Consider the following 18341-nt stretch of genomic DNA (forward strand, 5'->3'; position numbering starts at 1 on the left):
TTTGTAACTGACGTAAAGCTGAACTATTGAAGACAAGGCCGGTCTCATTGGATTCCCCTAGTTTTTCCGGAGGTTCCCTTGAGCGCCCGTCAACTTCTCGATCATTTGCTGCAATCCGGCCAGGGCCTGGTCCAGGATGCCACGTCGCGCCTGCAAGGCGCTTCGTCCCAAGCCCAAGGCGGCGCGGGCGGCCTGCTCGGCAAGCTGGGCAGTCTGACACAAGGTGGCGGCGGCGCCGGCAGCTTCCTGGGCGGCCTGGGCGGCGGCGCGTTGGGCGGCGGCGCCCTGGGCCTGCTGCTGAGCAACAAGAAGGCCCGCAAGATCGGTGGCAATGTCGCCATGTACGGCGGCCTGGCGGCGCTGGGCGCCCTGGCCTATCGCGCCTATGGCGACTGGCAGCGCAAACAGGCGGCCACGGACGGCGCTGCGGCCATGCCAGCCACCGCCCCGGCAGGCCAGCCCCTGGCCCTGCCCGAACCCCAGACGATGGACCGCGTGTTGCCCGACCAGGTCGAACAGCACAGCAATGCCGTGCTGGTGGCCATGATCGGCGCGGCCAAGGCCGATGGCCACGTGGGCGACCAGGAGCGCCATCAGCTGGAAGACGCCATGGTCAAGCTCTCGGGCGATGCGGGCGACCGCGCCTGGCTGGAAGCAGAACTGGCCCGCCCGCTGGATCCGGCCGCCGTGGCCCGCGCCGCGCGCACCCCGGAGATGGCCGCCGAGATGTACCTGGCGAGCCTGCTGGTCGTCGATGAGGAAAGCTACATGGAACGCGCCTACCTTGACGAACTGGCCCGCCAGTTGAAGCTGCCCGCCGGCCTGAAGGAGCAACTGGAGACGCAGGCGGCCCAGTTGCAGGTGTCGGAAGCGGCCTGACCCTCAATCCATCCGTAAACCGATCCGCTGGCCAAGCTGCCCGAAACGGTCGATGTCCTCGCGGATCAACGCCTGGAAGTCTTCGGGCGTGCCCGAGGCCGGGGTGTAGCCCAGTTGCAGCAGCTCCTGGCGCATGGCGTCCTGCGCCAGCAGGTCGGCCACGGCGCGATGCAGGCGCCGTACCACCGCGGGCGGCGTTCCGGCCGGCGCCAGCAGGCCGTGCCATTGATCCAACTGATAACCCGGCGCGCCCTGCTGCGCCACCGTCGGCACGCCGGGCAGCAGCGGCGAACGCCGGGCGGAGGTCACGGCCAGCGCTCGCAGCGTGCCCGCGCGCAGGTACGGCGTGGCGCTCGAGGCCGTGATGAAACCCATGGGCACCTGGCCCGACAACAGGTCCGTCAAGGCCGGCCCGCATCCCTTGTACGGCACGTGCTGCAAATGCGCCCCCGTGGCCTCGCGCAGCATTTCGCCGGCCAGGTGCTGGGGCGTGCCATTGCCGCACGAGGTGTAGGGCAAGGGCCGGTCCGCGGCGCCCGCCCGTTGCAAGGCATCGGCCAGGGTATGCATGGGCGATGCTGCCGGCACCGCCAGCACCGACGGCACGAACGCCACGTTGGCCACGGCCACGAAGTCGTCGCGCGGCGAAAAGTCCAGGTCGCGATAGACCGCCGGATTGATGGCGAACGAACTGTTCACCATCAGCAGGGTGTAGCCGTCCGGCGCGGCCCGGGCCACCAGGCGCGCACCGATGTTGCCGCTGGCGCCGGGCCGGTTTTCCACCACCACCGGCTGGCCCAGCTCGCGCTGCAGGCTGGCGCCCAGCTTGCGCGCCAGCAGGTCGGTACCGCCGCCCGGCGGAAAGGTCACCACGATGGTAATGGGCCGCGAGGGATAGGGCGATACCGGATCGGCCTGGGCGCTCCCGGCGCAAAGGCACGCCAGGATGGCCAGGCCGGACGCCAGGCGGCGCAGCGAGCAGAAAACGTTCATGAGAGTGCATGCCCGGCGGCGTTCCTCGTGGAATACCGCGATGTGATGGAAGGAAAAACGCCAGACGCTTACGCGTCCAGCCCGATATCCAGGACGCGCGCGCTGTGCGTCAGCCAGCCGATGGCCATCAGGTCCACGCCCGTGGCCGCCACCCCCGGCGCGGTCTCGGGCGTGATGCGGCCGGAGGCCTCGGTCACGGCACGGCCATCCACACGACGCACGGCCTCGCGCAAGGTGTCCGTATCCATGTTGTCCAGCAGCACCACGTCCACGCCCAGCGCCAGGGCTTCGTCCAACTGCGCCAGCGTGTCCACCTCCAGTTCGATCTTCACCAGGTGGCCGATGGCGGCTCGCGCGCGCTCGACGGCGGGCGCGATACCGCCCGCGATGGCGATGTGGTTGTCCTTGATGAGCACGGCGTCGTCCAGGCCGAAGCGGTGATTGCTGCCGCCGCCGACGCGCACCGCGTACTTCTGCACGGCGCGCAATCCCGGCATCGTCTTGCGCGTGCACGTCACGCGGCAGTGCGTATCGTGGATCGCATCGACGATGGAAGCCGTGGCCGTGGCCACGCCGCTCAGATGGCACAGGAAGTTCAATGCGGTGCGCTCCGCCGTCAGCAGGCCGCGCGCGGCGCCGCGGATGACGGCGATCTCGCTGCCCGGCGCCAGGCGGGCGCCATCCGCCAGATTCGCCTCGAACACCGAGGCCGGATCCATCAAGCGAAACGCCAGCCGCGCCAGGTCCAACCCGGCCAGCACGCCGTCTTGCCGTGCGCGCAGGCGAACCTCGGCCTGGGCCTCGGCCGGCACGATGGCGTCGGTGGTGATGTCGCCGGCGCGTCCCAGGTCCTCCTGCAGCGCGGCGCGCACCAGCGGCTCGAGCATCAGCGGGGGCAACGGTGCAACGGAACGAAGGTCTGCCTTGGGACGACTATTTGTGCTCATTTTGAGTATTTCCGAAGCAAATAAAAGGCGCGGCGTGCGCGGAGAAATTTATGCTAGTTCTGAGCATAAAACGCGTCAAGCTGCAGCGCAGCAATGGGCCGCCCTGCCCGTGCGAGAACGGTTCGTGGAATCAGGCCTGGCGAGCCAGCGGCAGCTTGCTGCCCGAGATGGCGCGTTCCAGCAGCACGTCGCCACGGAAGCGGAACAGCTTGGCCGGACGGCCCGCCGAACTGGCAGCCATGGCGCCCGTTTCCTCGACCAGATTCTGCTGCTCGATCAGGCGGCGGAAGTTCTGCTTGTGCAGGCCGCGTCCGGCCAGCGCCTCGACGGCCACCTGCAATTGCAACAAGGTGAACTCGGCGGGCATCAGTTCGAATACCACCGGCCGGTACTTGATCTTGGCGCGCAGCCGCGCGATGCCAGTGGCCAGGATGCGCCGGTGGTCATGCCGCATGGCCTGTCCCGGCACGCATTGCGCCGCCTCGTGGCCATGGCGTTCGGCCTCGGGCACCAGCCCGGCCTCGAACAGCAGTTCGTAGCGCTGCAGCACCATGTCTTCGTTCCAGGCATCGCCATCGCGGCCGAAGGTCATGGAGACACGTTGGCGGCGCATGTCGCGCCGGGCATTGTCGGCACCCTGCTCGGCCCATCCCCGCAGGCGGGGCAGGATCAGCGTGTCGACCATGGCGGGCCTGCCGCCGCGCCAGTCTTCCCAGGGGAAATAGCGGTACCAGGGCTGCCAGCCGCCCGGTCCGCCGGATTCGCGCGTCAGGCCCAGATAGCAGACGGAGATGACGCGCGCGGCCCCTTCGCCCGACCGGTCGCGGTCGGCGAAGGTGTAGAGCTGTTCCATGTAGCCCACCGGCTGGCGTGTCTGGGTCTCGACCCAGGCGCGCAGCCCGGACTGCAGTGACCGGTGTTCGACCTCGAACGGGCCGGCAGGCAGCGCACAGGCCGATTCGGTGGTCAGCACGCGGGGCTCGCCGTGGGTGACCGCGACCAGTACGGCAACCAGTTCAGCGGCGACGGAGCGAGGAAGGGAATCGGTCAAGGGGCTGTGCGCGAGGACGGGAAAACGAAAGGCCGGCATGGCCCGCCCCGATTATAGGTGCGCGACTTGCGCGCAACAGCCTTTTGCAAACGACACGGTTGGAGACTGCGAAGCCCTGCCAGGCCCCCTAGCATGGGAGGAAACAGACCCGACCATGAACGCGGCGCCAGCCGCATTACGACGGAGTCCGCCATGAGCAACGACACCAAGCAACCCCTTCCCTCCCACGTGCCGGGACCCGGCAACAAGACTGCGGAGCCTTCCGTCCAGGGCTCCGGCAAAATGCCCATGCCGCAGGTGGGCCGCAGGGTCGCCGGCATGCCTCGCGACGGCCGCGTGCTGACCGAGCCGGGCGAGCCCGGCGTTCCCGCGGAAGAAGACGACGTGCTGGATACCTCCGGCATGAAACCGCCAGGCCGGATAGATTGATCCTGGGCGCGCCGAAACGGTACGCACCGCAACCCCGGCAGGATCAGTGCGCGCGGGATGGACACCTCGCGCGCGCGCGCCCGCCGCGCAGGCGATTTCACGCACAATGCCTGTTTTCATCCACGCCTCAGCCGACATGTCCGACGAGATCTACTTCTACGAACCCGCCCGGGGCCACGGCCTGCCCCACAATCCCTTGAACGCCATCGTGGCCCCGCGTCCGATCGGCTGGATCTCGTCGCAGGCCAGCGATGGCGTGCTCAATCTGGCGCCGTTCAGCTTCTTCAACGCCTTCAACTACACGCCGCCCATCATCGGCTTCTCGTGCACGGCCTACAAGGACAGCGTGCGCAACGCCGAAGCCACGCGCGAGTTCTGCTGGAACCTGGTCTCGCTCGATCTGGCCGAGGCCATGAACGCCACCAGCGCCGCCGTGCCGCCCGACGTCGACGAGTTCGCGCTGGCCGGCCTGACGCCGCGCGCCTCGCGCGTGGTGTCGGTCCCGCACGTGGCCGAAAGCCCGGTTTCGTTCGAATGCCGCACCACCCAGGTCATTCAGCTACAGGACGCCGCCGGCGCCCGCGCCGACAGCTGGCTGGTGCTGGGCGAGGTGGTGGGCGTGCACATCCGCCAGGACCTGCTGAAGAACGGCATCTTCGACACGGCCGCGGCGCGCCCGGTCATGCGCGGCGGCGGCCCGGCCGACTACTTCACCATCACGCAGGAATCGCTATTCAAGATGAACCGGCCGGGTTGAAACCAGCCCGGTCCGCGCGCCTGACGCCGCGCACGCGGCGTCCAGTCCGCAGCCGCCGCACCGGCGCGGCCTGCCGGCCCCCAGCGCCGGATCCTGGCAATCGCGGCGCAACGCCGTGGGCGACGACCCCGTCCAACGCTTGACCGCGCGCTGCAGCGTACGCACGTCGGTGAATCCGCACTCGCGGGCGACCTCGCGCATGGCGCGCGACGAATGCGAAATGAGCGACAGCGCGCGGGCGCGGCGCTCCTCGGCCAGCAGTCCGGCATAGCTGTGCCCCGCCTGCGCCAGCCGGCGACGCAAGGTCCGCTCGCTGGTGTGCAGCAGCGCCGCCACTTCTTTCAAGGGCGGCGGATCGGCCAGATTGCGGCGGATCGCCTGCGTCACCGTGGCCTCCAGGGCGCTGCCCGCCTCGAAAGCGGCCTCGTCCTGCGGCGCCAGCCACTTCACCACCTGGCGCAGCACCCGCGCATCCGCCGAACGGATCGCATAGGGCTCCAGCGGAAAATACATGCGGTTCTCCGCCTGTCCGAAGCGCACGGAGCAGCGGAACACCTCTTCGTAGATGGCGCCATAGGGCGGCCGGTCCATCACCAGATCGATCTGGCGCGGATTGAAATGCGTGCCGATCACCTGGCGGCAGATCTGGCCCAGCGCGGCGAAGGTCTCGTCGACCAGGAAGGTGGCCACCTCGCGTCCGTAATCGTGCGTGCGGGCGCCCAGGCAATAACTGTTCTTCAGGGTCTCGCCCCGCAGTTCCGGCAGGCGTCCGGCGGCGCGCTGGAACGTGATGGCGAATTCCAGCAATTCGCGCGATGAACCGCTTGCCATGAAGCCCAGGCCCACCGGCCCCCAGGACACCAGGTTCACCCGCACGCCCAGTTCCAGGCCCAGCGTGGGCCGCTGCAGCAGGCGCATGGCGCGGCGGATCAGCGCGGCGCACTGCGGCTCGGACACCATGAAGCCATCGGCCTCCAGGTCTTCCGGGGCGAAACCCAATCCCTCGCACAAGGCCTCGGGCGTCACGCCATGCCGCATCGCCTCGCACACCACCTGACGCAACGTGACGGGCAGGACATCAGCGGGCGCCGTCGCATCCGGCACTCCGATCATGGCGTATCCGCGTCCACGTGCGCGGCCTGGCTTACTGCCCATAGCTGTCTCCGGTCTGTGCCGGCATTCTCTGGCCTGAACAGGCCCTTTCTTGCACAAAAACGGCCAAGTGGCCGATGAAGTGCCGGAACTTGGCCGACATAACCGTTCTCGCTCGACGAACCGAGCCGTAATAGTTACCAAACGTCAAATTTCTAACCCAGCTGTGACAAATACCCATGAAGGGAATCGTCCATGTTCCTGACCCGCTTCGACCCTGAGCGGACCGTGCCGCCGCTGCTGGGCGCCGCCGGCGGCATCGGTTGCGCGGCGTTCGATGCCTGGCAAGCCCCGGGCCAGGCCGCCGCCGCCGTCCTGGTTCTCGCAGGACTGAGCAGCAGCCTGCTGGCGCGCCGCCGGCAAAGACAGCGCGCCGACCAACGGCATCAACACATTCAGGGCCTGGAAACTTTCAGCGCCGACCTGGCGCCGGTGTGGTCGGGCCAGATCGAATCGTCCCGCCAACAGATGGCGTCCGCCATCGAAGCGCTTTCGATGCGTTTCGGCGAAATCTCCATGCGGCTGGACCAGACGCTGCACCTGTCGGTGAACCAGGGCGGCAGCGGCGACGACGCCGCAGCGATCTCGGCGCGCAGCCGGCAGCAGCTCGACGGCGTCGTGGCGTCGCTGCGCGAAAGCCTTCAGACCAAGGCGGACATGCTGCACAAGGTGCAGACCCTGCAAGGATTTGTCGACGAACTGCAGGAAATGGTTCGCGCCATCGCACAGATTACACAGCAGACCAATCTGCTGGCCGTCAACGCCGCCATCGAGGCCGCGCATGCCGGCAACCTGGGCCGCGGCTTCGCCACGGTGGCGCAGGAAGTGAGAGCGCTATCACGCCAGTCCGAGGAGACCGGCAGCCGCATCGCCGAGAAAATCCGCGTGATCGGCACGGCCATCGTGGCCACCTGCGCCGCCGCCGAAGCATCCTCGCGCAGCGAGCAACAGGCCATCGAGGCGTCGGAAGACACCATCCGGCAAGTGCTGTCGGGCTTCCATGACTTCGCCGAGCACCTGTCGGGCACGACCGAACTGCTGCGCCAGGAAAGCCAGGGCATCAAGGACGAGGTCAACGAGGCGCTGGTGCAACTGCAGTTCCAGGACCGCGTCAGCCAGATCATGAGCCATGTGCAGACCAACATCGACCGCCTGCCGGCAGTCATGCGCGACTACGGCACTGCCTGCGCCGACGACGACGAACTGCCCCCCATCACGGCCGAGCCGCTGCTGCGCGAGCTCGAGCAGACCTACGCCATGGCCGACGAGCGCGCTGTGCACCGGCAACAAGCGCCTGTTGCGCAACAGGCCGCCGCGGACATCACTTTCTTCTGAGGACCCCCAATGCCGAACAAGACCATTCTCATCGTCGACGACTCCGCCTCGGTGCGGCAGGTCGTGGGCATCTCGCTGCGCGGCGCCGGCTACGACGTGATCGAGGGCCGCGACGGCCAGGACGCGCTGGGCAAGCTCGGCGGCCAGAAGGTGCATCTGATCATCAGCGACGTGAACATGCCCAACATGGACGGCATCACGTTCCTCAAGGCAGTCAAGCAGTTGCCCGCCTACCGCTTCACGCCGGTGCTGATGCTGACCACCGAGAACCAGGAGGCCAAGAAGAAGGAAGGCCAACTGGCCGGCGCCAAGGCCTGGATGGTGAAGCCGTTCCAGCCCACGCAGTTGCTGGGCGCCGTCGAAAGGCTGCTGCCGCCCTGAGCGCCACGCGCGCTTCCGATCCGCTCTTTCACGATTTGCCGTATCAGGAGTCCCGATGGTCCGTTTTCACACGCTGCGCCTGGATGGCGAACTGAACATCTATCGCGCCCAGGATACCCGCCAGCAACTGCTGGAGACGGTGGCTGGCCTGGCCAGCCAACCCGAGCCGCAGGCGCTGGACATCGACCTGTCCGGCGTCAGCGAGATCGACACGTCCGGCGTGCAACTCCTGCTGGCAACCATGCGCTACGCGCAGTCGCAAGGCATGGATACGCGGCTGGTGCGGCACAGCGTGGCGGTGATCGAAGCCATGACGCTGCTCGGCCTGGATGGCTACCTGTCGAACACCCCGCAGGGCAGCACGGCCGCCATGCACGCCGAAGACGCGGCGGCCTAGCGCCGACTTTTGACGAGAACGCCATGAACCTGGATCAGGCACTGCAGACCTTCATCAGCGAAAGCCGCGAGCTGCTGACCGAGATGGAAGCGGCACTGTTGAACGTGTCCGACACCGTCGACCCAGCCGGCGAGATCAATGCGATCTTTCGCGCGGCACACACCATCAAGGGCTCGGCCGGCCTGTTCGGCATCGGCGCCATCGTGGCGTTCACGCATGGCGTGGAGAGCCTGCTGGACCAGGTGCGCGAAGGCCACATGACGCTGGACGGCGACCTGATCGGCCTCTTGCTGTCGTGCCGCGATTGCATCGGCCAGATGATTGAAGAAGCCGCGCGCATACCCGATCCCGCCGGCCTGGGCGCACCGCCGCAAGCCGCGGAACTGGCCGGGCAGGTAGCGGCCCACCTGATCGCAGCCGACGTCATCACGGAAACCTCCGGCGCCGCCGGCCTCGCGGCCAGCACGCCTCGCACGGAAGCCGGGCACTGGCACATTTCGCTGCGGCTGGACGAAGGCGTGCTGCGCAACGGCATGGATCCGCTGTCGTTCCTGCGTTACCTGCAACGCATGGGCCGCCTGACCGGCGTGGCCTGCGATCAGCGCAACCTGCCATCGCTGAACGGACTCGATCCCGAAGCCTGCTACCTGGGCTTCGAGATCGGCCTGGACACCGACGCGGACCGCCACACCATAGAAAGCACGTTCGAGTTCATCGTGGACGACTGCTCGGTGCACATCCTGTCGCCGGACACATCGCAGGAGGCTTATGCGCAGCTGTGCGAGGCGCGCGGCGAGCCTGGCCTGGTAGCCGACATGCTGGTGCGTTGCGGCACGCTGACGGCCACGCAACGCGCGGTCATCCTGCCCACGGCAGGCTGCGACGCCAGCGAGGCCGATGACGCATCCGTGCCCCCATGCGCCGACGCCGCTCCCGTCTTGGCCAAGGCCGCGGCAATGCCTGCGCCGTCAGCGCCGGAAAAGGCCGCCAACGGCAACGCCCAGGGCGACGCCAAACCCTCGGAACACGCGCATTCGATCCGCGTCGATGCCGACAAGCTCGACCGCCTGATCAACCTCGTGGGCGAGCTGATCACTGCGTCGGCCGGCGCCAACCTGGCCGCGCGCAGGTTGGGCAACGTCGAACTGCAGGAATGCAATGCGCAGGTCGCGGACCTGGTGGAATCCGTGCGCGATCACGCCCTGCAACTGCGCATGGTCAAGATCGGCGGCACCTTCAACCGTTTCCGCCGCGTGGTGCACGACGTGTCGCGCGCGCTGGGCAAGGACATCACGCTGGTGGTGCGCGGCGAGGACACCGAGCTGGACAAGACCGTGGTCGAACGCATCAGCGATCCGCTGACGCACCTGGTGCGCAACGCCATGGACCACGGCATCGAGACCGCCGAGCAGCGCGCCGCGCAAGGCAAGCCCGTGCAAGGCACGATCACCCTGGACGCGCGCCACGAATCCGGCCACATCGTGATCGAGGTCGGCGACGACGGCGGCGGCCTGGACCGCAACCGCATCCTGGCCAAGGCCGTGCAGCGCGGCCTGGTCGAAGCCGGCCGCGAACTGAGCGACACGGACGTCTTCAAACTGGTCTTCGAACCCGGCTTCTCCACCGCCGAGCAGGTCACCGACCTGTCGGGGCGGGGCGTGGGCATGGACGTGGTCCGGCGCAACATCGAGGCGCTGCGCGGCAGCGTCGAGATCGCCAGCCGCCCTGGCCAGGGCACCACCGTGATGGTGCGCCTGCCCTTGACGCTGGCCATCATCGACGGCTTCCTGATCGGCGTGGGCGCCTCGCGCTTCGTGCTGCCGCTGGACATGGTCGACGAATGCGTGGCCTTCGACGACGTGCCCGGCCGCAGTTACACCGACCTGCGTGGCCGCGTGCTGCCCTTCATCCGCCTGCGCGACATGTTCGGCCTTGGCGGCGAGCCCGGCGCGCGCCAGAACATCGTCGTGGTCCGGCATGGCATCGAACGCGTCGGCCTGGTGGTCGACACGCTGCTGGGCGAGACACAGGCCGTCATCAAACCGCTGTCGCGCATCTTCGCGCAGGTCCGAGGCATCAGCGGGTCGAGCATCCTGGGCAGCGGCGACGTCGCGCTGATCCTGGATGTGCCCGCCCTCATGGAACAGGCAAGAACCCCAACCGCGGCCGAGCATTCCCGGCTCACCGCGTGATCGGCCGTCCATCGGAAGGCACATCGAAACCACAACAGGCAAGTCATCAAGGCAAGGAGCTTTACATGTTCGGGAATATGAAAGTCGCCACCCGGCTGGCGCTTGGATTCGGCATCGTCATTCTGCTGTTGCTGGGCATTTCAATCGTCAGCCTGACGCGCCTGAACGACGTCAACGACGCGCTGACCGATGTCACGCAGGACCGCTATCCCAAGATCGTGATGGCCAACCAGAACCTGCAGCGATCCATCGACGATGGCCAGCAGTACATGGGCATCCTGCTGGCCAACGACCCCGCAGACATCGAGGCCCGCCGGCAGCGGCTGGCCGACAACGAGGCCGTGCGCAGCAAGAACCTGGCAGACCTGGAACGCAACGCCAACACCGAGAAGGGCAAGGCGTTGCTGAAGGCGATCACCACCCAGCGCGCCACGTTGGCTACCAAGGTGCAGATCTTCAACACGCTGCTGCAGACCGACCGGGATCAGGCCGAACGCTTCCTGGTCACCGAACTGACCCCGGCCAGCCGCGCCGTCGAGGTAGCGTTGCGCGATCTCGCCACGCACCAAGGCAACATGATGGATGAGGCCAATGCCCGAGGCGACGTGGTCTACGCCGAGACGCGCACGCTGGTGATGACGCTGGCGGCCGCCTCCGTCGTGCTGGCCGCCTTGGTGGCGCTGTTCATCACTCGTGGCCTGATCAAGGTGCTGGGCGGCGAGCCGTCGTACGCAGCCTCAGTGCTGCAGCGCATTGCCAGCGGCGACCTGACAGTCGACGTGGACACGCGCAAGAACGACACCACCAGCATGATGGCCGCGCTGAAGAACATGAGCGGCAAGCTGTCTCAGGTGGTGTCGGAGGTGAACAGCAGCGCCGAAGCGCTGGCCAGCGCGTCCGAGGAAGTCAGCGCCACCGCCCAGTCGCTCAGCCAGGCCTCGAGCGAGCAGGCGGCCGGCGTGGAAGAGACCAGCGCCTCGATCGAGGAGATGACCGCCTCCATCGCGCAGAACACCGAAAACGCCAAGGTGACCGACAGCATGGCGACCAAGGCCGCCAGCGAAGCCGCCGAGGGCGGCGAGGCCGTGGTGTCCACCGTGGCCGCCATGAAGCAGATCGCGCAGAAGATCAGCATCATCGACGACATCGCCTACCAGACCAACCTGCTGGCCCTGAACGCCGCCATCGAGGCCGCGCGCGCCGGCGAGCACGGCAAGGGCTTCGCCGTGGTGGCCGCCGAAGTGCGCAAGCTGGCCGAGCGCAGCCAGGTGGCCGCCCAGGAAATCAGCGACGTCGCCAGTTCCAGCGTGGACCTGGCCGAATGCGCCGGCAAGCTGCTGCAGCAGATGGTGCCCAACATCCGCAAGACCTCCGATCTGGTGCAGGAAATCACGGCGGCCTCCGAGGAGCAGTCCTCGGGCGTGGGCCAGATCAACGCCGCGGTCGGCCAGTTGAGCCAGACCACGCAGCAGAACGCCTCCAGCTCGGAAGAACTGGCCGCCACGGCCGAGGAAATGAGCTCGCAGGCAGAACAGCTGCAGCAGGCCATGTCGTACTTCAAGCTGGCCGGTGGCAGCGCCCCGGCGCGCGCGGCCTACAAGCCCAGGCCCGCGGCTCGCCGCGCGCCCGAACTGCATGCCGCCGAACCCGCCGGCCGGCTGGCGCTGGCGGGCGTGGACGCCCCCGACGAATCGCAGTTCGGCCGCTACTGAGCAGGAGATCCACCATGCACGCCGCACCCTCCGTACACGGCGCCGAGGCCTCGCAATACCTGACGTTCATGCTGGGCGGCGAGACCTATGCCATCGGCATCCTGTCGATCAAGGAAATCATCGAGTACGAAGCGTTGACAGTGGTTCCTCTGATGCCGCCATCGGTCCGCGGGGTCATCAACCTGCGCGGCGCCGTGGTGCCCGTCATGGACCTGCAGGTGCGCTTTGGCCGTACGGCCTCACCCGTCACCAAGCGCACCTGCATCGTCATCGTGGAGATCGACGACGCCGACGCCGGCCGGCAAGTGCTGGGCGTGATCGTCGATGCCGTCAACGAGGTGATCGACATCGCGCCGGCCGACATCGAGCCGGCGCCGGCTTTCGGCGCCGGCATCCGCCCCGACTTCCTGTCTGGCGTGGGCAAGGTGCGCGGCCGCTTCGTGATCCTGCTGTCGGTCGACCGCGCATTGTCGGTCAGCGTGCTGGAGCAGTTCCACGAACAGCTGCGTGAACAAGGCGAGCCGCCGCCCGTGCTCGCGCACGTCGCATAACCCGGCCGGCGGTCCCATGTCGCCCAAGGACTCCCTGCCCACGCTCGGTTCGGTGCTGGTCGTCGACGACAGCGCCGTGCAGCGCCGCCATGCCGCGGCGCTGTGCCGTCAGTTGGGCGCGCTGCGGGTGCACGAGGCCGGTGACGGCATACAGGCCCTGGGTCTGATCGCCACCCTGCCTGCGCCCCCGGACCTGATGATCGTCGACATCGAGATGCCCCAGATGGACGGCATCGAACTGATCGAGGCGCTGCGCATTCGCAGCACCGAGACGGACATCATCATCGCCTCCGGCCGCGAGAGCGCTCTGATCGACTCGGTGCTGGCCATCGGCAACGATCTGGGCGTCTCGGTGCTGGCCGGCCTGGAGAAGCCGCTGACGCTGAATGCGCTGTCCGACGCACTGTCGCGGCGCGCCACGCGCCATCGCCGCTTCTGTCCGGCCTCGGGCCGCACGGATGCCATGCCCATGACGCCGGCCATGCTGGAGGCGGCCCTGCGCGACGACCAGATCACGGTGCACTTCCAGCCCAAGGCGGACATGCATACCGGGCTGGTGCGCGGCATGGAGGCGCTGGCCCGCTGGGTGCATCCCGAACTGGGCCCCATCTCGCCCGGCCAATTCATTCCGTCCGCAGAGGAATGCGGGCTGATCCAGCCGCTGACCTTCCGCGTGCTTGAGCAATCGCTGCGCCAGCTGTGCATATGGAACAGCCGCGGCCTGCGCCTGTCCATCGCCGTCAACCTGTCGCCGCGCCTGCTGGACTGGCCCGGCCTGACACAGGACCTGGTCAGGCTGGTGCAGCATTTCGAAGCCACGCCCGAGCAGATCTGCTTCGAGATCACCGAGAGCTCGGTGGTGGACTCACACAGCGAGGCGCGCGGCCTGCTGGCGCGCCTGCGGCTGCGCGGCTTCGGCCTGTCGATCGACGATTACGGCACGGGGTTCTCTTCGATGCAGCAGCTCACGCGCATTCCGTTCACCGAACTGAAGATCGACCGGGCCTTCGTGCGCCATTCCAACGAACGCAAGAGCCTGCGCGTCATCCTGAAGTCGGCCATCGACATGGCCAGGCAACTGGGCGTGGTGTCGGTCGCCGAAGGCATCGAGACGATGGAGGAATGGCGGCTGCTGCAGCAGTTGGGCTGCCACGTCGGGCAGGGCTTCTTCATCGGCAAGCCCATGCCGGGCGCGGAGGTGCCCCGCTGGATGCGCCAGCATGCCGAGCGCATCGGCGAACTGCGCGAGCCGCCCGCGCATACCCCCATCGCGGACTGAACCCGAGGATTCACCATGCATGCCATCAGCGACCAGGAATTCGGCCAGTTCCAGCGCTTCATCTTCGAGGCGGCGGGCATCAGCCTGTCGCCGGCCAAGAAGGCGCTGGTCACCGGCCGGCTGTCCAAGCGCCTGCACGCCTGCGGCGCGCAGACCTACGGCGCCTACTTCGCCTTGCTCGAAAGCGGCGGCCACGCGGATGAAGTGCAGACCGCCATCGATCTGCTGACCACCAACGAAACGTACTTCTTCCGCGAGCCGCGCCACTTCGAACTGCTGGCCAGCACCTTCGGCGGCGAGAACGCCCAACGTCGCGGGCCGCAGCCCGTACGCGCCTGGAGCGCCGCCAGCTCGAGCGGAGAGGAGGCCTATTCGATCGCCATGGTGCTGAAGGACTGCCTGCGAGGCGGCGCCTTCGAAGTGATCGGCACGGACATCAGCACCCGCATGCTGCAGCGCGCCCGTACGGGCCACTATCCCGAGCAGCGCACCCGCCAGATTCCCCAGGAATACCTGAAACGCTACTGCCTGAAGGGGCGCGGCGAACAGGCGGGCACGCTGCTGGTGGATCGCGGCGTGCGCGAGCACGTACGCTTCACGCATGCCAACCTGAATGCCGCGCTGCCCGACCTGGGCCCGTTCGACGTCGCCTTCCTGCGCAACGTGCTGATCTACTTCAACGGAGAGACCAAGCGACAGGTGGTCGAGCGCGTGCTGTCGCGCATCAAGCCCGGCGGCTGGCTGTACATCGGCCATTCGGAAAGCCTGCATGGCCTGGCGCTGCCCGTGCAGCAGGTGATGCCGTCGGTGTACCGGAAACGATGAGCGATACGCGTTCCCCCCCCATCGGGGTGATGATCGTCGACGACTCGGCGGTGGTGCGGCAGGTGCTGGCCGGCGTACTGGAAGAGGCGCCCGGCATGCACGTGCTGCACGCCGTGGCCGACCCGGTGCTGGCGATGGCCCGCATGCAGCAGGCCTGGCCGGACGTCATCGTGCTGGACATCGAGATGCCGCGCATGGACGGCCTGACCTTCCTGCGCCTGCTGATGCAGCAGCGCCCCACCCCGGTGGTGATCTGCTCGACGCTGACCGAGAAAGGCGCCCGCGTCACGCTGGACGCGCTGGCCGCCGGCGCCGTGGCGGTGGTGGAAAAACCCAAGCTGGGCCTGCGCCAGTTCCTGGCCGAGTCGGCCGCCGACCTGATCCACACGATACGTGGTGCGGCGCGCGCCAACGTGCGCCGCGCCCTGCCCGTGCCCGCCCCGACGCCGCGCTACAGCGCGGATGCGGTGCTGCCCCCGGCGGAAGTGCATGCGCCCTTGCAGACCACGGAGCGCGTCGTGGCGCTGGGTGCCTCCACCGGCGGCACGCAGGCGCTGGAAGAAGTGCTGAGCAGCCTGCCGCGCGTATGCCCCGGCATCGTCATCGTGCAGCACATGCCGGAGAAGTTCACGGCGGCCTTCGCGGCGCGGCTGGACAGCCTCAGCCGGATCGAGGTGCGCGAGGCGCGCAGCGGCGACCGCGTGCTGCCGGGACGCGCGCTGATCTCGCCGGGCGGCAAGCACATGACGATGCGGCGCAGTGGTGCGCAATACCTGGTGGACGTCCTGGACGGCCCGCTGGTGAACCGGCACCGCCCCTCGGTGGACGTGCTGTTCCGTTCGGTGGCACGGCATGCGGGCGCGAACGCGCTGGGCATCATCATGACCGGCATGGGCGATGATGGCGCGGCCGGGCTGCTGGAGATGCGCACGGCGGGGGCCCGCACGCTGGCCCAGGACGAAGAAAGCTGCGTGGTGTATGGAATGCCGCGGGAGGCGGTCAAGCGCGGGGCCGTGGAGCGGTCCGTGCCGTTGGCGGGGATTGCCCGGGAGATTCAGGCGTTGCGGTGAAGGGCGGGTTTTGCTGGCGGAAGTGCTGGGTTCTTGAGCGCCAGCGCCAGGGCTGCGTAGTTACGTCCTCGCGCTTTCACGCTCCGGGCGCAACTCCTCCGCCCTGCCGCAGGCTCAAGGTGTCTAGAATTGACCGGTCGCAAGATACGCGATTGGCGTAGCGGCAGTGTGTTTGGCGACCGCCGTTAGGCGCGGCGAGCCTGTGGCGCTCGCAGTTATGCCATAAGCGTCTGAAGAACACCAATATCAGACGCCAGCAAAGCCGCTCAATTCACCGTGATGTTCGCCGACTTGATCACTTGCGACCAATGCGCCGTGTCCTTGGCAACGGTCTCGCCCAACTGAGCCGGGTTCTCGTAGTTGACACGGATACCCGCTTCTTCCGCCGTCTTGATGATCCCCGGCTTCTTCAGGCCCGTCTCAAGCGCCGCGCTGATCTTGCTGACCACGGCGTCGGGCGTGCCGGCCGGTGCGAACAGCGAGACCCAGGCGTCGAGTTCGAAGCCGGGATAGCCTTGTTCGGCAGCCGTGGGCACGTCCGGAATCATCGGATGCCGTTCGCTGCCCGCGACCGCGATGGCGCGCAGCTTGCCCATCTGGATATGGCCGATCACCGACGGCGGCGTCGTCACGAACAGCTGGACACGGCCGGACAGCACGTCCTGGATCGCGGGGCCCGAACCCTTGTACGGCACGTGCACCATGTCCGTGCCCGTCATCTGCTTCAGCAGTTCCGTGCCCACGTGCGGCACCGAGCCGCTGCCCTGCGAGGCGTAGTTGACCTCGCCAGGATGCGCCTTCGCGTAGGCCACCAGTTCTTTCAGGTTGTGCACCGGCAGCGACGGATGCACCGTGACCACGTGCGGCGACACCGCCACCATGCCCACCGGCTTGAACGACTCGGGCGTCCAGCGCAGGTTGGAGAACATCGAGGGATTGCCCACGTGGTACATCGAGTACGACGCCAGCAGCGTGTAGCCGTCGGGCTGCGCGCCCGCCACCATGGCATAGGCGATGTTGCCGCTGGCGCCCGCGCGGTTGTCGATGACGACCGGCTGGCCCAGGTTGGTGGACAGCGGCTCGCTGGCCAGGCGCGCGGCCAGGTCGACGATGCCGCCGGGCGGCACGGGCACCACGATGGTGACCGGATGCGTAGGGAAATCCTGCGCGGCGGCCAGCGCCGGCAGCAGGGAAAAAGACAGGGCGAGAAGCTTGCGGATCATGATCAGGCGCGGCGCTCGGCCAGCTCGGCGCGCACGATCTTCGCGCCCTCGACCATCGCCTTCATCTTGCCGAAGGCCACGTCGCGCGGCAGGTATTTCAGGCCGCAGTCGGGCGCGATGATCAGGCGCTCGGGCGCCACGTACGGCAGCGCGCGGCGGATGCGCGCGGCCACCGCCTCGGGCTGCTCGATCTCGTTGGTCGACAGGTCCAGCACGCCCAGCATGATTTCCTTGTTGGACAGTGATTCCAGCACCGAGCAGTCCAGGTTGGACTGGGCCGTCTCGATGGAGATCTGGTGCGCCTTGCAGCCGCACAGCTCGGGCAGGAACGAGTAGCCGTTGGGACGGGCGTGGATGACGGCGGCATAGCCGAAGCAGATGTGCACGGCGGTGCGGCCGGTAATGCCTTCCAGCGCGCGGTTCAGCACTTCCACGCCGTATTCGCGGGCCTTCTCGGGACGCGCCTGCATGTAGGGCTCGTCGATCTGCACCACGTCGGCGCCGGCGGCGAACATGTCGCGGATCTCGGCGTTGACGGCCTCGGCGTAATCCATGGCCATTTCGGCTTCCGAGGCGTAGAAGTCGTTCTGCGCCTGCTGGGCCATGGTGAACGGGCCGGGCACCGTGATCTTGATCTGGCGGTCGGTATGAGCGCGCAGGAACTGCACGTCACGCACCTGCACGGCATGCTTGCGGCGGATCTTGCCGACCACGCGCGGCACCGGGTTGGGATGGCCGCTGCGGTCCAGCGCCGAGCCGGGGTTGTCGATGTCCACGCCTTCCAGGGCGGTGGCGAAGCGGTTGGAGTAGCTCTCGCGGCGCACTTCGCCGTCGGTCACGATGTCCAGGCCGGCCTCTTCCTGTGCGCGGATCGCCAGCAGCGTGGCGTCGTCCTGCGCTTCTTCCAGCAGTTCGGGAGCCACGCGCCACAGCTCCTGCGCGCGCACGCGCGGCGGAAAGCGGTCGCCTAAGCGCTTGCGATCGATCAGCCAATCCGGCTGGGCATACGAACCGACCAGCGTGGTGGGCAACAACGGGGACATGGCAACTCCGGGCAAAGGAAAGAGGACAACCGCGCTTTATATGAAAAACAGCGTGAATTGGGTTTGCCGTTAACTTGAGCGGAATTCGCATAATGACAGCTGATACTCATCTTCTGGCAACGTCA

Annotated in this window: 18 protein-coding genes; 12 read left to right on the forward strand and 6 right to left on the reverse strand. The window is 67.7% G+C overall.

What is annotated here, in order from left to right:
* The first annotated feature begins 78 nt into the window (after positions 1–78).
* Positions 79–879 (forward strand): tellurite resistance TerB family protein, encoded by an 801-nt coding sequence (locus A7W11_RS17990; RefSeq protein WP_066416482.1) that lies wholly within the window; start codon positions 79–81, stop codon positions 877–879.
* Positions 880–882: 3 nt separating this feature from the next.
* Here A7W11_RS17990 and A7W11_RS17995 read toward each other — a convergent pair whose 3' ends face one another.
* The 3 genes from A7W11_RS17995 to A7W11_RS18005 form a co-directional block, all read right to left on the reverse strand.
* Positions 883–1872 (reverse strand): tripartite tricarboxylate transporter substrate binding protein, encoded by a 990-nt coding sequence (locus A7W11_RS17995; protein ID WP_066416485.1) that lies wholly within the window; start codon positions 1870–1872, stop codon positions 883–885.
* A 68-nt stretch (positions 1873–1940) separates the two neighbouring features.
* Complete coding sequence (nadC, locus tag A7W11_RS18000) at positions 1941–2819, reverse strand: carboxylating nicotinate-nucleotide diphosphorylase (RefSeq protein WP_066416488.1); 879 nt, start codon at positions 2817–2819, stop codon at positions 1941–1943.
* Positions 2820–2949: 130 nt separating this feature from the next.
* Entirely contained in the window at positions 2950–3909 is a 960-nt protein-coding gene (locus tag A7W11_RS18005) for an NUDIX hydrolase (protein ID WP_066416492.1), read from the reverse strand.
* 153 nt (positions 3910–4062) lie between these two features.
* Here A7W11_RS18005 and A7W11_RS18010 point away from each other — a divergent pair, with 153 nt between their 5' ends.
* Together A7W11_RS18010 and A7W11_RS18015 are read left to right on the forward strand one after the other, a co-directional pair.
* Positions 4063–4299 carry a hypothetical protein gene (locus A7W11_RS18010; protein ID WP_235816912.1) on the forward strand — a complete coding sequence of 79 codons (237 nt, stop codon included), beginning with the start codon at positions 4063–4065 and terminating at the stop codon, positions 4297–4299.
* A 136-nt stretch (positions 4300–4435) separates the two neighbouring features.
* Entirely contained in the window at positions 4436–5056 is a 621-nt protein-coding gene (locus A7W11_RS18015; protein WP_066419160.1) for a flavin reductase family protein, read from the forward strand.
* Here the strand turns inward: A7W11_RS18015 and A7W11_RS18020 are convergent.
* Complete coding sequence (locus tag A7W11_RS18020) at positions 5030–6169, reverse strand: AraC family transcriptional regulator (protein WP_066416495.1); 1140 nt, start codon at positions 6167–6169, stop codon at positions 5030–5032. The two genes, A7W11_RS18015 and A7W11_RS18020, sit on opposite strands and share 27 nt — an antisense overlap.
* A gap of 234 nt (positions 6170–6403) precedes the next feature.
* On the opposite strand from A7W11_RS18020, the gene A7W11_RS18025 reads away from it, so the two are divergent.
* The 9 genes from A7W11_RS18025 (at position 6404) to A7W11_RS18065 (ending at position 15950) form a co-directional block, all read left to right on the forward strand.
* Entirely contained in the window at positions 6404–7543 is a 1140-nt protein-coding gene (locus A7W11_RS18025) for a methyl-accepting chemotaxis protein (RefSeq protein ID WP_066416499.1), read from the forward strand.
* Between the two features lie 9 nt (positions 7544–7552).
* Positions 7553–7924, forward strand: coding sequence for a response regulator (locus A7W11_RS18030; RefSeq protein WP_066416503.1), 372 nt, complete (start codon positions 7553–7555; stop codon positions 7922–7924).
* Between the two features lie 55 nt (positions 7925–7979).
* Positions 7980–8321 (forward strand): STAS domain-containing protein, encoded by a 342-nt coding sequence (locus tag A7W11_RS18035; RefSeq protein ID WP_066416506.1) that lies wholly within the window; start codon positions 7980–7982, stop codon positions 8319–8321.
* Positions 8322–8344: 23 nt separating this feature from the next.
* Entirely contained in the window at positions 8345–10513 is a 2169-nt protein-coding gene (locus A7W11_RS18040) for a chemotaxis protein CheA (RefSeq protein ID WP_066416508.1), read from the forward strand.
* Between the two features lie 65 nt (positions 10514–10578).
* The gene (locus tag A7W11_RS18045) at positions 10579–12225 is read left to right on the forward strand and encodes a methyl-accepting chemotaxis protein (protein WP_066416510.1); all 1647 of its coding nucleotides are present in this window, start codon (positions 10579–10581) and stop codon (positions 12223–12225) included.
* Between the two features lie 14 nt (positions 12226–12239).
* Positions 12240–12776 (forward strand): chemotaxis protein CheW, encoded by a 537-nt coding sequence (locus A7W11_RS18050; protein WP_066416514.1) that lies wholly within the window; start codon positions 12240–12242, stop codon positions 12774–12776.
* A 16-nt stretch (positions 12777–12792) separates the two neighbouring features.
* Positions 12793–14055: an EAL domain-containing response regulator gene (locus tag A7W11_RS18055; RefSeq protein ID WP_066416519.1), complete on the forward strand. Its 1263-nt coding sequence runs from the start codon at positions 12793–12795 to the stop codon at positions 14053–14055.
* Positions 14056–14070: 15 nt separating this feature from the next.
* A complete protein-coding gene (locus A7W11_RS18060; protein WP_066416522.1) occupies positions 14071–14880 on the forward strand; it encodes a CheR family methyltransferase in 810 nt (269 codons plus the stop codon).
* Positions 14877–15950 (forward strand): protein-glutamate methylesterase/protein-glutamine glutaminase, encoded by a 1074-nt coding sequence (locus tag A7W11_RS18065; RefSeq protein ID WP_156523139.1) that lies wholly within the window; start codon positions 14877–14879, stop codon positions 15948–15950. Before A7W11_RS18060 ends, A7W11_RS18065 begins: the two co-directional genes overlap by 4 nt.
* Positions 15951–16216: 266 nt before the next feature.
* Here A7W11_RS18065 and A7W11_RS18070 read toward each other — a convergent pair whose 3' ends face one another.
* Positions 16217–17173 (reverse strand): Bug family tripartite tricarboxylate transporter substrate binding protein, encoded by a 957-nt coding sequence (locus A7W11_RS18070; protein ID WP_066416527.1) that lies wholly within the window; start codon positions 17171–17173, stop codon positions 16217–16219.
* 2 nt (positions 17174–17175) lie between these two features.
* The gene (locus A7W11_RS18075; RefSeq protein WP_066416529.1) at positions 17176–18216 is read right to left on the reverse strand and encodes a uroporphyrinogen decarboxylase family protein; all 1041 of its coding nucleotides are present in this window, start codon (positions 18214–18216) and stop codon (positions 17176–17178) included.
* Between the last annotated feature and the right edge of the window lie 125 nt (positions 18217–18341).

Source organism: Bordetella ansorpii (assembly GCF_900078315.1).
Taxonomy (GTDB): Bacteria; Pseudomonadota; Gammaproteobacteria; order Burkholderiales; family Burkholderiaceae_B; genus Bordetella; species Bordetella ansorpii.

Bases quoted from the DNA above. Each gene is read 5' to 3' on its own strand.
- A7W11_RS18005 (WP_066416492.1), bottom strand. From the start codon at position 3,909: ATGCCGGCCTTTCGTTTTCCCGTCCTCGCGCACAGCCCCTTGACCGAT.
- nadC (WP_066416488.1), bottom strand. From the start codon at position 2,819: ATGAGCACAAATAGTCGTCCCAAGGCAGACCTTCGTTCCGTTGCACCG.
- A7W11_RS18055 (WP_066416519.1), top strand. From the start codon at position 12,793: ATGTCGCCCAAGGACTCCCTGCCCACGCTCGGTTCGGTGCTGGTCGTC.
- A7W11_RS18030 (WP_066416503.1), top strand. From the start codon at position 7,553: ATGCCGAACAAGACCATTCTCATCGTCGACGACTCCGCCTCGGTGCGG.
- A7W11_RS18065 (WP_156523139.1), top strand. From the start codon at position 14,877: ATGAGCGATACGCGTTCCCCCCCCATCGGGGTGATGATCGTCGACGAC.
- A7W11_RS18045 (WP_066416510.1), top strand. From the start codon at position 10,579: ATGTTCGGGAATATGAAAGTCGCCACCCGGCTGGCGCTTGGATTCGGC.
- A7W11_RS18025 (WP_066416499.1), top strand. From the start codon at position 6,404: ATGTTCCTGACCCGCTTCGACCCTGAGCGGACCGTGCCGCCGCTGCTG.
- A7W11_RS17995 (WP_066416485.1), bottom strand. From the start codon at position 1,872: ATGAACGTTTTCTGCTCGCTGCGCCGCCTGGCGTCCGGCCTGGCCATC.
- A7W11_RS18075 (WP_066416529.1), bottom strand. From the start codon at position 18,216: ATGTCCCCGTTGTTGCCCACCACGCTGGTCGGTTCGTATGCCCAGCCG.
- A7W11_RS18035 (WP_066416506.1), top strand. From the start codon at position 7,980: ATGGTCCGTTTTCACACGCTGCGCCTGGATGGCGAACTGAACATCTAT.
- A7W11_RS18015 (WP_066419160.1), top strand. From the start codon at position 4,436: ATGTCCGACGAGATCTACTTCTACGAACCCGCCCGGGGCCACGGCCTG.
- A7W11_RS18050 (WP_066416514.1), top strand. From the start codon at position 12,240: ATGCACGCCGCACCCTCCGTACACGGCGCCGAGGCCTCGCAATACCTG.
- A7W11_RS18070 (WP_066416527.1), bottom strand. From the start codon at position 17,173: ATGATCCGCAAGCTTCTCGCCCTGTCTTTTTCCCTGCTGCCGGCGCTG.
- A7W11_RS18040 (WP_066416508.1), top strand. From the start codon at position 8,345: ATGAACCTGGATCAGGCACTGCAGACCTTCATCAGCGAAAGCCGCGAG.
- A7W11_RS18020 (WP_066416495.1), bottom strand. From the start codon at position 6,169: ATGATCGGAGTGCCGGATGCGACGGCGCCCGCTGATGTCCTGCCCGTC.
- A7W11_RS18010 (WP_235816912.1), top strand. From the start codon at position 4,063: ATGAGCAACGACACCAAGCAACCCCTTCCCTCCCACGTGCCGGGACCC.
- A7W11_RS18060 (WP_066416522.1), top strand. From the start codon at position 14,071: ATGCATGCCATCAGCGACCAGGAATTCGGCCAGTTCCAGCGCTTCATC.